Raw genomic sequence first — 13607 nt, 5'->3', positions numbered from 1 at the left:
CCGCGCCCAACATCACTGACGCGTTGCGCCAGCTGCCGCAGCTGACCGGATCGACCGGCCCGGCCACGCCAAGCTTCACGCCCGGCGGATCGGTGTCCAGCACGTCGAGCACGGCCAACCTGCGCAACCTCGGCATTACCCGCACGCTGGTGCTGCTCGACGGCCGCCGCCCGCCTGCATCAGGTGTCACCGGTACCGCCGATATCGCCATGTTCCCGCAGCAGCTGATCAAGCGCGTCGACATTGTCACCGGCGGCGCCTCTGCCGCTTACGGGTCGGATGCGGTGGCGGGCGTCGTCAACTTTGTCCTGGATACCAAGTTCCGTGGGGTGATGGCCGAAGCACGCAACGGCATCTCTACGCATGGTGACGGGCACAGCTGGGCAGTCGAGGCATCGGGCGGCTTCGGGTTCGCTGGCGATCGCGGCAGCGTGATCCTGTCCGGCAGCATCAACGAACAGGATCCGATTGATGGCCGGCAGCGCGATTGGGCGCAGCGCGGCTGGGCAACGATCCCAAATCCCACTTACACGCAGACCAATGGCCAGCCGCAGCTGTTGCTGCGGGAGGACGTGAACCTTGCCGCCGCCACCTATGGCGGCCTCATCACCGGCGCACGTCGCGGCGCAACGCGCGTCGGCGCCGGCTCGCTGCGCGACATTCAGTTCGACGCCAGCGGTGCGCAGTCGCTTTATCAGCACGGCGATCTGTTCACCGGCACCGTTGAGGTGGGCGGCGAAGGGCCTCGCTATCCGGCGGCAATCGTGTCCGACCTCAACGCCAAGACGGCGTTCGGTCATGCCGAGTTCGAGTTCAGCAACGATTTTTCGGTCTTCGCCGAGGGCGGCTACGGCTATTCCAAGACCTTCTACCCCCTGCTGATGCCCTTCTTCATCGGCAGCGGCGGCCTCGTGATCCAGGCCGACAACGCCTATCTGCCGGAGAACATCCGTCAGACCATGGCGGCGAACGGCTTCACCTCCATTGAACTCGGCAAGCTGGACGGCACCTGGGGCCAGAACCTGGTCACCAACACCACCAAGACGCTGAACCTCACCACCGGCTTCAAGGCGTCCCTGGGCGGCTTCACCGTTGACGGCTATTACGAGCACGGCGAGACCCGCTTTACGCTGGAAACGGAAAATCAGCGAAATAACGCCAATACGCGCGCTGCCGCCGACGCCGTCGTCAACCCGGCAACCGGCCAGATCGTGTGCCGCTCGACGCTGACCAATCCCACCAACGGCTGCGTGCCGTGGAACCCGTTCGGCACGGCGCCGATGACGGCCGAGCAGCGCGCCTACCAGCAGGGCAGCGGCTTCGCCCGCTCGGTCGCCAAGCAGGACGTCGTCGCGCTCACGGTGCGCGGCAATCTGTTCTCCACCTGGGCGGGCGATGTCGCAGCGGCAGTCGGCGCCGAATATCGCGACATGTCCGGTGACATCCGTGTCGATCCGATCTCCAGCGTGATCGGCTTCAACGCCACCAATCCGCAGGCTTCCGCAGGCAGCTACAACGTCAAGGAAGCGTTCGGCGAGGTCCTGGTGCCGCTGTTCCGTGGCGACAAGTTCCTGCAATCGGTCGATTTCAACGGTGCGATCCGCCGCACTGATTACAGCACCAGCGGCGGCGTCACCACCTGGAAGCTCGGCCTGACCGGCGAAGTCTTTTCCGGTCTGCGTCTGCGCGGCACCTATTCGCGTGATATCCGCGCGCCCAACATCGGCGACCTGTTCGGTCCACGTTCGCGCAACGTCGTCGCGATCGTCGATCCGTTCAACAACAATCAGGTGACGCAGAACGTTTTCACCTTCACCGGCAGCAATCCTGACCTGGTGCCCGAACGCGCCAAGACGATCGCCGCCGGTCTCTCCTACCGGCCGGACTTCATTCCCGGCCTCGGCTTCTCGATCGACTATTATAAGATCAAGATCGAGGATGCGATCACGACATTGTCGGCGCAGCAACTGGTCAATCAGTGCTTTGCGGGTGATGCAGGTCTATGCGCACTTACGGTACGCGGGCCGGACGGGCGCCTAACCGACGTGAACGGCGTGGCGCTCAATATCGCCACCGTGCAGATTTCCGGCCTCGATTTCGACGCCAGCTATTCCACCGATCTCGCCGGCGGCAAGCTGAGCCTGCGCGGCATCGCCACCTACCTCGACGATTATACCCAGGAAGCGCGCGGCGTGGCGGCGGTGCAATATGCCGGCACCGGCTCCTTCCCCAGCTGGCGTGCCAATTTGCAGGCGACCTACACCTCGGGCGGCACGACGATCTCGATCCAGGAGCGGTTCATCGCGGCCCACCGCCGTGCGATCCCGCCGGTGACGGTCGATATCGATCGCGTGCCGGAGGTGTTCTACACCAATCTGACGCTGCGGCAGCAGTTCGAGGCAGGCGATGCGAAGCCGGAGCTGTTCGTGTCGATCAACAACCTGTTCGACAAGGATCCGCCGCCCTCGGACACCAACAACATCACGCTCGGTACCTCGCGCGTGGTCGATCCGCTGCTCTACGATACGGTCGGGCGGTACATCACGATTGGCGGCCGTATCCGCTTCTGATCATCCGGAGCGGCGGCTGGCCCGCCGCTCCCCTCCTCAACTTGGGGCAAGGCCGATGGCCTTGCCCCTTTTCGTGTCAGGCGCTCACTGGCTGCATCACATAGCTGTCGCGCAGCTGCCGCTTCAGCACTTTGCCGATCGGGCCGCGCGGCAACTCATTCACCAGGCAGACATCTGCCACCCGCTGCATCTTGCCGAGCCGCCCGTTCAGCCACGTCATGAGCGCCGCGCCATCCTCGCCCGGCGCGACGACGAACGCGACCGGCGTCTCGCCCCAGGTATCGCTCGGCACGCCCACGACGCTCGCCTCGATCACCTGATCATGGGTGATCAGCACCGCTTCGATATCCGACGGATAGATGTTGAAGCCGCCGGAGATGATCATGTCCTTCTTGCGATCGACGATGGAGAGAAAGCCGTCTTCATCCAGCCGACCGATATCGCCGGTGCGCTGCCAGATGCTGCCGTCAGGCGCGGTCCAGCGGCAGGCGGCGGTCTCTCCCGGACGATTGTGATAACCGATCATCATGCTGGGCGAGCGGGTGACGATCTCGCCCTGCTCGCCGGGGGGCACGTCTTGGTCCTCGTCGTTCAGCAGGCGCAACTCGCCCCCAGGCGCGATCGTGCCGACCGTGTGGAGCTTGTCGCGATGCTCGTGCGCGAACAGCACGAAACTCGCGCCGCCCTCGGTCATGCCATAGAATTCAACCAGCCCGCCGGGCCAGCGATCCAGCATCTCCTGCTTCAGCGCCGGAGCGAATGGCGCAGAGGTGCAATATTTCACCCGAAAGGCGCTGAGGTCGGTGTGATCGAAGTCGGGATGGGCCAGCAGCCGGCTGCACATCACGGGCACCAGCATGGCGTGGGTGGCGCGATGCCTTTCCGCCGCCGTCAGCCAGGCACCCGCGTCGAACTTCGCCATCAAAACGATCGTGCCCCCTGCCCCGATCGTCTGGACCAGCGATGAAAGCGTCGTGTTCGAGTAGAGCGGCGTCGCCAGCATCGTCACCGCATCGGCGCCATAGCCGCGCGCCGCGCCGCTTTCGAGCATGCGTGCGCGATACAGGAAGGGCTGCACGATCCCCTTGGGGGAGCCGGTCGTGCCCGAGGAATAGATGATCGTCATCGGCGCATCGGGCGTGACCGGCGCTTGCGAAACAGACACCTCGTCCGGCGCCATCCAAGCGCCGATCTCATCCATCGCTATCGTAATGGTTTCGCAGGCGACTTCCTCTTTTTGATCGGTGAACAGCAGGCGCGCGCCCGAATCCGCGATCATGGCAGCCTGCGCTGCCCGGTCGGCGGATACCGGGATGGCCGCGAGCACCACGCCGGCGCGCGCGGCGCCGACCATCAGCGCCAGATACAGCGCACTATTTGCGGCAAGCACCGCCACCGTATCGCCGACACCGATGCCATCCCGATCAAGCGCGCCTGCCACGCGCAGGCCAAGCCGATGAAGCGCATCATAGCTCAGCGTCTCGGCAACGGTGATCACGGCGATGTGCGTCGGCGCCTCGCGCGCCCTGCGCTCGATCGCCAGTGCCAGGGTATCCACCAATGCTGTGCTCATCGCTCATCCTCTTCACTTTTTTACGGGCAGTAAGGCCGCACTTCTTTCGCTCTTGCGATTGGCGCTGCCGCGTTTTAACGCACATAAAATCGCGTTTGCAAGCTGCGCCTCCCAGCAGGCGCCAAGTGAAAAAGGGGAGAGCTGATGACCCGTGACGACTTGATGTTCCGTGACGGCCTGCTGAAGGATCAACGCATCCTCGTCACCGGCGGCGGCACTGGCCTGGGAAAGGTCATGGCCGAGGCGTTTCTGATCCTCGGGGCGGAGGTCTTCATCTGCGGACGGCGCGGCAGCGTGCTTGATGCGACCGCGGACGAACTCATGGAACTGCATGGCGGCAAGGTGGTCGGCCTCGCCTGCGACATCCGGGACGCTGACGCGATCGAAGAAACGCTCGACCGGATCTGGGCCAATGGCGGGCCGTTGACCGGCCTCGTCAACAACGCCGCAGGCAATTTCGTCAGCCGCACGCAGGATCTCTCGATGCGCGGCTTCGACGCCGTTTCGAACATCGTTTTCCGTGGTTCCTTCGCCATGACGCTGGCGTGCGGCAAGCGCTGGATCGCCGAGGGCATCCCGGCATCGGTGCTATCGATCCTCGCCACCTGGGTCTGGAATGGCTCGGCGTTCACTGTTCCCAGCGCCATGTCGAAGGCTGGCGTCAACGTGATGTCGCAGAGCCTGGCGGTCGAATGGGCGGATCGTGGCATCCGGCTGAACTGCATCGCGCCGGGCACCTTCCCGACAGAGGGCATGTCCGCCCGCCTGCGCCCGACCGAAGGCGACGGCGCGTTCCGCGACACCGCTGATTATCCGATGGGTCGGGTCGGCCGCATGCCGGAGCTCGCGAACCTCGCCGCGTTCCTGATGTCACGCCAGGCCGAGTATCTGACCGGACAGACCATCGCCATCGATGGCGCGCGCTATCTTGCGACCGGCGGCAATTTCTCGTCCATGCGGTCCTGGTCGGACGAACAATGGGCCGAGGCGCGTGAGTCGATCTACGCGACCACGGCCAAGGACAAGGCCCAGCGCACCGTCTGACGGGTGCGCCGGGCAGCACGGTACGAACAGGACACAAGAAGGGCGGCAACAACAGATCGCCGCCGCGTCAAGGGAGATGGAAGATGTTGCAAGGCATTCGTATCGTTGAGCTTGCCAGCTATGTGGCAGGCCCCGGAGCCTGCGGCATCTTGTCGGACTGGGGCGCGGAAGTGATCAAGGTGGAGCCCCCTGCGGGTGATCCCTTTCGACAGTTCTTCGGCTCGATCGGCCTGGAGAACACCGAAAACCGCGTGTTCGACAATGACAATCGCGGCAAGCGCTCGATCGCGCTCGATCTGACCGTGCCCGAAGATGCGGAGGTGCTGCGGCGCTTGGTCGCGACCGCCGACGTGTTCGTCACCAACACCCGCCCGGCCAGTCTGGAGCGGCTGGGCCTTGGCTGGGAACAGCTTCGCGCGATCAAGCCCGATCTGATCTTCGCCAATTTCACCGGCTATGGCGCGAACGGTCCGGAGGCGGACAAGCCCGGTTTCGATATTACCGCTTTCTGGGCGCGATCGGGCCTTTGCGCGCTGACAACCGTGAAGGGTGGCGATCCGGCGCAGCTTCGCACCGGCATTGGCGATCACATGGCCGCGATGGGCCTTGTGGCCGGCATCATGGGGGCATTGTTCCATCGCGCGCGAACCGGCGAGGGGCAGAAGCTGGAAACGTCGCTGCTGCGCATGGGCATCTATGCCGCCTCGTGCGAGCACGCGATCCAGCTTCAGATGAACAAGCTCGCCTCCACCAAGGCGCGGCCGGAAGCGGTGAACCCGCTCAACAACTTCTTCCAATCCGCGGACGGCCAATGGTTCGTCATGGTTCCCCGCCAGGGATCAGGCGATTGGCCGCGCATCGCCCGGGCGATCGGCCGGCCCGAGCTACTGGAGGATGACCGGTTCAGCGGCGTGCGCGCGCGGCGGACGAACGGCCCGGCGCTCGTCGACATCCTTGATGCGGCGTTTGCCGCCATGAGCTGGGCCGAGGTGCAGGTGGCACTGGAGGCGGAGAAGCTGATCTTTGGTCCTGTGCAGTCCGTGGCACAGGCGACGCGCGATCCCCAGGCGCTGGCGGCCGGCTGCTACGTCGACGCGCAAGGAGCCGATGGCGCGGCGATCCGTCTGCCGGCGACGCCCATCGATTTCGAGGCGCATACGCCGTCGGCGCGGCTCGCACCGGCGCTGGATGCCGATGGCGCCGCGATCCGCGCCGAACTGGGGCTGTGATCGGGCGATAGCGGGGCTGCTCGTTCCTTGGTCCGTCGGGCTGAAAGTGCTGCATCACCGGCGCTTTCGGACCGGCGAAGGCCCCGGCTGTGCCTGAGAGCTACTTCAGACCACGTCGCTCGGGGTTTGGCCCGTCATGCCGAAAGCGTTCTCACGCAGCCGATCGAGCAGATACCGGCCATAGGGTTGCGGGGGGTTACTCGCGATCAAGGTCGGAACGTATCGGCCGAGCGACGCGCCCTGGCTGAAGGTAAATTCGCCGAAATACGGCCGGTCAGCCAGCAGCAGGTCGATCCGCACATAATCGAACGGGCGCGACAGGGCCGTGGCCAACGCCGCCATGTCGGCCAACAGCTCGGGCTGGGCAAGTTGCCAGCCTCCCACAGCGGGCGTGCCATCATCGGCATGATAAGGTTCGAAATGCGGGAGCCGGTAGAGGCGGCGCAGGTGATTGGGCCCGAACCGATCATGGTCGACCTGAAGCAGGACGGGCGTGCCGCGAACGCACATGAACTTGTAATCGTCCGGCGGCGCTCCGTCGGCTTTGCGCACCGCATCCTCGATCACGATGCGCCGTGGCAGCCCGGCATATTGGGTTTCACGCATCTGCCAGAAGTAATCGTCGCGCCAGGCCTGGAAGGCCCATTGCGCAAGCTCTCGCGTGATGCCCTGCGCAAACCATAAAGTGGCGCCGCTGCCATGGGCCGGCTTCGCCACCAGGTCTTCACCGGCAAAGCGGCTCAAGCGATCGTAGAGCACGGACGCATTGGGCATATCGTCCATCGCGATCATACCGCGGGTGCGCGGAATGCCGACGGACGCCGACAGGCGGGCTGCTTCCTCCTTGGCCGTGATCTTGTCCACGCAGCGCCGTTCGAGATCGCTCCACCGGTTGCCCGTCATGCGGTGGAAGATGAAGTCGTTGATCGTGCTTTCGGGCGCATTGGGTAGCGCCGGACGGCGACCGTGAACGCGCCGGAAATAGACGCCTGCGACCAGGCGATTGATGCCGCGATGATTGGGCAGCAGCCGGCACAGCGCGACCCAGGCAAGACGAACCACGGCGCGCACATGGCGAGCCAGGCCAGACGGCCTTTCCGCGCGAGAACTCACCGTTCGGGTCAGCTCGGTCGCGCCGGCCGCTGGTCGCCCCATGACCATTGCTTCTCCGGCTCCCTCGACCGGGGAGAAGGTCAGGATGTCTGCGGCGCATTCCGCAACGCCTAGGCACGCGGCGGGCTGGACGTCGCTTATTGTTGTCGTCGCCAAACGACGCATAAGGCCCCCTGCTTCACGCGTACGCTACCAGCAACTTCGGGCTTGGCGCAGGCGCGATCAATAGGGATGTAAACGGAGTGCAAAGCAGCCTCTCATCGGCATTCCTCCGATGCTTGCGGTGCCTCGACTCGCCCAGCGGCTGTTGATCTCCCTCCCTGTTCCCCGGTGGGACCAAGCACTCCGGCTATATGGAGCAGGCGAGCCAAGGCGCCGTTCGGCAGCACTTGGAAAAGATCTTGTAGAAAAATACCATCCGGTACAAAACAGATGTTGACGCAGCGCAGCGTGATTTCTATACCATGTGGTATCGAACGAGTGCCGCTTCGGCGCTCTCATGGAAAGGGCGCTGTCATGCTTCCTTGTTCTTTCGGAGCAAGCCGCGGGTCGTAACCCGCGCGCTGTTCCTGCATCATTCAAATGCCGTGATGGTCGGCCGCGGTCACGCGCGGCGGCGATCGCTCCTGCACGTGTCCGTCTTTCATCCGGGTGGCCGGGGAATGGCGCGCGCCCAAATCAGAAAAGGGGAATACCGATGGCCTATCTCGCATTCGACGAGTTCGGTGCCGTCCAGCAAGCTGCCACGGCCGACCGCCCGGCCATTGACCGTCTGTCGCCTCTGGAATGGGCGGTGGTCGTGCTTGCCCGGGGTGACACGCTGGCGACGCTGCGTGAGCCGGGCCGATTGTCGGTCGCACTCGGCAACCTGTTCGGCAAGCGAGCCAATCCGCGGCTCGCCGATCCAAGGCTGGAGGCGCTGCGCCGCCTCGCGGTACGCGTCTGGCACGATCGGGTGTCGGTGCCGGCGCAGGAGATGGCGGAGTTTCTCGCGGCCGGCTTCACCACCGGCCAGTATCACACCATGCTCGCCAGCATCCGTGCGGCGACGTTCAACAAGGCGCAACGCGCATGAACATGCACAGCAAGATCGAGGCCGCGCCGGAGACGGTCGTGGCCGAACCAAGGAAGCGAACCTGGCGCACGGGCGCGCTGATCGGTGCGCCGGTGCTGCTGGCGCTGGCGGGCGCAGCAGCCCTGAACCGCGAGCAGCCGGCGATCGCTGCACCGCCGCCGCCGACCGTGACGGTGGCGGCCCCGCTCGTCCGCCCGATCACCGAATGGGACGATTATGTCGGCCGGTTCGAGGCCAGCAAGTCGGTGGAGGTACGCCCGCGCGTGTCGGGCGCGGTGACCGCGGTCCACTTCACTGACGGCGCGATCGTGAACAAGGGCCAATTGCTGTTCACCATCGATCCGCGGCCATTCACCGCCGCGCTGGCGGAGGCGCGCGCCGGGCTCGCCAGCGCGCGCAGCGACGTGGCGCTGGCGCGCGCGAACCTCGAACGCGGCAATCGGCTGGTGGCTGACGAAGGCATTTCGAAGAGCGACCTCGATCAGCTCAATGCGCAAATGCGCGCCGCCAATGCCGCGCTTGCTGCGGCCGAGGCGCGCGTGCGGGCGCGGTCGCTTGATGTGGAGTTCACGCAGGTGCGCGCACCGATCGGCGGGCGCGTGTCGGACCGGCGGATCGATCCGGGCAACCTCGTCGCCGGCGGGGATACCAGCGGCACGTTGCTGACCACGATCAATGCGCTCGACCCGATCTATTTCGCCTTCGACGGCTCCGAGGCGCTGTTCCTCAAGACCAAGCGCGCGCAGGCGGCGGGCGAGGCGGCGTCGCCGGTCGAGATCAAGCTGCAGGACGAGGGCGAGTATCGCTGGGACGGGCGGCTCGATTTCACCGACAACGGCCTGGACCCGCGCTCGGGCACTATCCGTGGCCGCGCGGTGCTGCGTAACCCGGACCTGTTCCTGACGCCGGGCATGTTCGGCAACATGCGTCTTTCGAGCGGCGGCACGGCACCGGCGCTGCTGGTACCCGACTCTGCGGTGCAGACCGACCAGGCGCGCAAGACACTGCTGACCGTCGCGCGCGACGGCACGGTGGCGGCAAAGGCGGTGCAGCTGGGGCCAGTGGTCGACGGCTTGCGCGTCGTGCGCCGCGGGTTGGCCGCGAGCGACCGCGTGGTCATCAGCGGAACGCAGATGGCGATGCCGGGCACCAAGGTGAACGTCCGCGCCGGCCGCATCGCGCCGGTGCACGAGGCCGCGCCGCCCGGCGCCGGGGGTGTCGCGGTGGCGAGCCAGGCGACCTTCGCAAGCCGCTAGCCCGCCGCTCCTTCCACCCCCCGTTCGTGCTGAGCCTGTCGAAGCACGTGCCCAGCTAGAGCCGCCAGCGGCTCGTGCGGAACACGCCCTTCGACAAGCTCAGAGCGAACGGAGTGGAGGTGTCCCACCCCACACGACCCAACAAACCAACCTTTTAGGTTGTATCGACATTCAGTTCAGACCGAGCCTAAAATGGTAGTTTTGCGCGGCCCGGAGCGCAGCGTACTTCAGTACGTGGGCACCGGAAGCGCGCGAAACTGCCATTTGCAGGCCGGTATGGGCTGAATGGCGATGCAAGCTAATCCTCGCACCCGGGGAGCATCCCATGCGCCTGTCGCGCTTCTTCATCACCCGCCCGATCTTCGCCGGCGTCATCGCGGTGATCATCACCATCATCGGCGCGATCGCTTACTGGTCGCTGCCGGTGGCCCAATATCCGGACATCGTCCCCCCCACCGTCACCGTCACCGCCACTTACCCCGGCGCGTCCGCGGAGACCGTCGCCGAGACGGTCGCCGCGCCGATCGAGCAGGAGATCAACGGCGTCGACAACATGCTCTATCAGAGCTCGCAATCGACCGGCGACGGCGTCGTCACCATCACCGTCACGTTCAAGATCGGCACCGATCTCGATGCCGCGCAGGTGCTGGTGCAGAACCGCGTCGCCATCGCCGTGCCGCGCCTGCCCACCGAAGTGCAGCGCCTCGGCGTCGTCACCCGCAAGACCAGCCCCGACTTCCTGATGGTCGTGAACCTGATCTCGCCGGATAACTCACTCGATCGCGGCTATATTTCGAACTACGCGCTCACCCAGGTGCGCGACCGGCTCGCCCGCATCGACGGCGTCGGCGACGTGCGCCTGTTCGGCAGCCGCGATTATGCCATGCGCGTGTGGATCGACCCCGGCCGCGCCGCCGCGCTGAACCTCACCGCGGGCGATATCGTCGCCGCCTTGCGCGCGCAGAACGTGCAGGTCGCCGCCGGCACGCTCGGCCAGCCGCCTTATTCGCAGGGCAACGCCTTCCAGCTCAACGTCGAGACGCAGGGTCGCCTCGTCGATCCCAAGCAGTTCGGCGACGTGATCGTGCGCACCGATGCGGACGGCCGCCAGGTCCGCGTCCGTGACGTCGCGCGCGTCGAGCTCGGCGCGCAGGACTATAATTCAAACACGTATTTGTCCGGCCAGCCGACCGTCATCGCGGCGGTCTTCCAGCGTCCCGGCACCAACGCGCTCGCCGCCGCCGAGAAGGTGACGGCCGAGATGGAGACGATGTCCAAGTCCTTCCCCAAGGGCCTCGCCTATCGCGTGATCTACAACCCCACCGAATTCATTGCGCAATCGGTGGACGCGGTGATCCACACGCTTTTCGAGGCGATGATCCTCGTCGTCCTCGTGATCCTCGTGTTCCTGCAGAAATGGCGCGCGGCGATCATCCCGATCGTGGCGATCCCGGTGTCGCTGGTCGGCACGTTCGCGGTACTCGCCGCCTTCGGTTACTCGCTCAACACCCTTTCGCTGTTCGGGCTGGTGCTGGCGATCGGCATCGTCGTCGACGACGCCATCGTCGTGGTCGAGAATGTCGAGCGCAACCTCGCCGCCGGCCTCACGCCGCTGGAGGCTGCGCGCACCTCGATGGACGAGGTGTCGGGCGCATTGGTCGCAATCGTGCTGGTGCTGTGCGCGGTGTTCGTGCCGACCTTGTTCCTCACCGGCATGTCGGGCGCCTTCTATCAGCAGTTCGCCGTCACCATCGCCACCGCGACGATCATCTCGCTGATCGTCTCGCTCACCCTGTCGCCGGCGCTCGCCGCGATCCTACTGAAAGGCCATGAGGCGGAAGGCCACGGCAACCCCGTCACCCGCGCGCTCGGTCGCGCCGGCGACTGGTTCAACCGCAGCTTCGAGCGGCTGAGCGACCGCTACGCCCGCCTCACCGACCGGCTCGTCCGTCGCCCCAAGAGCATGATGCTCACCTACGCCGGCCTCATCGCCGCGACGGGGGCGATCTTCGTCGCCACCCCCACCGGCTTCATCCCGGCGCAGGATCAGGGCTATTTCCTCACCGTCGTCCAGCTCCCCGCTGGCGCGTCGGTCGAGCGCACCGATGCCGTCGTGCAGAAGGTCGCGCGCCGCATCCTTCCGCTCGAAGGCGTGAAGGGCGTCGTCATGCTCGCCGGCTTCGACGGCCCCTCGCAGACGCTCGCCCCCAACACCGCCGCCGCTTACGTGCCGCTCAAATCCTTCGAGGAGCGCGCCGATCTCGGCGTCACCTTCGCCGGCATCATGGACAAGGTGCGCGCCGCCACCGCCGATATCGACGAGGCCCGCATTCTCGTCATCCCGCCGCCGCTCATTCAGGGCATCGGCTCGGCCGGCGGCTATCGCATGATCGTGCAGGATCGCGAGGGCGGCGATTATCGCAAGCTCGGCGAGGAGACGCAGAAACTGCTCGCCAAGGCGAACCAGACCGAAGGACTGGCACAGGTCTTCACCTTCTTCGACACCGCCACCCCGCGCATCTTCGCCGATATCGACCGCGCCAAGGCCGACATGCTCGGCGTGCCGCCGGAGCGCGTGTTCGAGGCGCTGCAGGTCTATCTCGGCAGCGCGTTCGTGAACGATTTCAACCTGCTCGGCCGCACCTATCGCGTCACCGCCCAGGCCGACGCGCCGTTCCGCTCCACCCCGGCGGACATCGCCAACCTAAAGACGCGATCGAACAGCGGCGCGATGGTGCCGATCGGCTCGGTCAGCAACTTCGAGGACCGCACCGGGCCGTATCGCGTCACCCGCTACAACCTCTTCCCCGCAGTCGAGGTGGATGGCGAGACCGCACCGGGCTATTCCTCGGGCGCGTCGCTGGTGGCGATGGAGAAGATCGCCGCCGAGACCCTGCCGAAGGGCTATGGCACCGAATGGACCGGCATCGCCTTCCAGGAGAAGGCCGCCGGCAGCACCGCGGGCATCGTCTTCGCGCTGGCGGTGGTGTTCGTCTTCCTCGTGCTGGCGGCGCAGTACGAGAGCCTGTTCCTGCCGCTGTCGATCATCCTGATCGTGCCGATGTGCCTGCTCGCGGCGATGGTCGGCGTGAACCTGCGCGGCATGGACAATAACGTCCTCACCCAGATCGGGCTGGTCGTGCTGATCGCGCTCGCCGCGAAGAATGCAATCCTCGTGGTCGAATTCGCCAAGCAGGCCGAGGAACAGGACGGCCTTTCGCCGGTCGAAGCCGCCGTGCGCGCCGCGCAGGATCGCCTGCGCCCGATCCTGATGACCAGCTTCGCCTTCATCCTGGGCGCGGTCCCGCTGCTGATCGCCACCGGCGCCGGCGCGGAACTGCGGCAGGCGCTGGGCACCGCGGTATTCTTCGGGATGATCGGCGTCACTGGCTTCGGCCTGATCTTCACCCCCACTTTCTACGTCGTCTGCCGCGGGCTGGCAGAGCGGATCGGCCGTCGCCGCGAGCGCCACACCGACCCCGCGCTGCAGCCCGCCGAGTAAGGAGCATTCCTATGTTCACACACACCAATTCGTTCCCCGGCGAAGGCCGGGGCCCAGTCGGGGGACAGCAGTTGGACACACTGCGCCCTGTTACCACGACCTCCGCAACTGGACCCCGGCCTTCGGCGGGGAAGCGGAAAGATGTGGGGAACAGCTGGCTGACGAAGCTCATAGTAACAGCCTCCGCGCTCACCCTCGCAGCCTGCGCCACCGGCCCCGACTACGCCCGCCCGGCCACCCCAACC

At 65.9% G+C, this 13607-nt stretch carries 8 protein-coding genes; 6 read left to right on the top strand and 2 right to left on the bottom strand.

The annotated features are described in order from the left end of the window. Positions 1-2570: TonB-dependent receptor domain-containing protein (locus AX702_RS10635; RefSeq protein ID WP_156455445.1), on the top strand; the 2570-nt coding region annotated here is incomplete at its 5' end. Positions 2571-2646: 76 nt separating this feature from the next. Here the strand turns inward: AX702_RS10635 and AX702_RS10630 are convergent. Continuing rightward, positions 2647-4143, bottom strand: coding sequence for a class I adenylate-forming enzyme family protein (locus tag AX702_RS10630; RefSeq protein ID WP_066779222.1), 1497 nt, complete (start codon positions 4141-4143; stop codon positions 2647-2649). A gap of 144 nt (positions 4144-4287) precedes the next feature. Here AX702_RS10630 and AX702_RS10625 point away from each other — a divergent pair, with 144 nt between their 5' ends. Both AX702_RS10625 and AX702_RS10620 read left to right on the top strand, forming a co-directional pair. Continuing rightward, positions 4288-5187 carry an SDR family oxidoreductase gene (locus AX702_RS10625; protein ID WP_066779219.1) on the top strand — a complete coding sequence of 300 codons (900 nt, stop codon included), beginning with the start codon at positions 4288-4290 and terminating at the stop codon, positions 5185-5187. 83 nt (positions 5188-5270) lie between these two features. Next, positions 5271-6416 (top strand): CaiB/BaiF CoA transferase family protein, encoded by a 1146-nt coding sequence (locus AX702_RS10620; protein WP_066779216.1) that lies wholly within the window; start codon positions 5271-5273, stop codon positions 6414-6416. 105 nt (positions 6417-6521) lie between these two features. Here AX702_RS10620 and AX702_RS10615 read toward each other — a convergent pair whose 3' ends face one another. Beyond that, complete coding sequence (locus tag AX702_RS10615; protein WP_082746198.1) at positions 6522-7694, bottom strand: ATP-grasp fold amidoligase family protein; 1173 nt, start codon at positions 7692-7694, stop codon at positions 6522-6524. A gap of 532 nt (positions 7695-8226) precedes the next feature. On the opposite strand from AX702_RS10615, the gene AX702_RS10610 reads away from it, so the two are divergent. From AX702_RS10610 to AX702_RS10600, 3 genes are all read left to right on the top strand, one after another. Continuing rightward, on the top strand, positions 8227-8604 hold the full coding sequence (locus AX702_RS10610; protein WP_066779212.1) for a hypothetical protein: 378 nt from the start codon (positions 8227-8229) through the stop codon (positions 8602-8604). After that, positions 8601-9860, top strand: a complete 1260-nt coding sequence (locus AX702_RS10605; protein WP_066779209.1) for an efflux RND transporter periplasmic adaptor subunit — start codon at positions 8601-8603, stop codon at positions 9858-9860. Before AX702_RS10610 ends, AX702_RS10605 begins: the two co-directional genes overlap by 4 nt. 325 nt (positions 9861-10185) lie before the next feature. Further along, positions 10186-13362 (top strand): efflux RND transporter permease subunit, encoded by a 3177-nt coding sequence (locus tag AX702_RS10600; protein ID WP_066779206.1) that lies wholly within the window; start codon positions 10186-10188, stop codon positions 13360-13362. The last annotated feature ends 245 nt before the right edge of the window (positions 13363-13607 follow it).

Source organism: Sphingomonas sp. CCH5-D11 (assembly GCF_001557395.1).
Lineage (GTDB): Bacteria > Pseudomonadota > Alphaproteobacteria > Sphingomonadales > Sphingomonadaceae > Sphingomonas.
The sequence above is the reverse complement of the archived record's forward strand: the minus strand, read 5'-3'. Positions and strand labels throughout refer to the sequence as shown.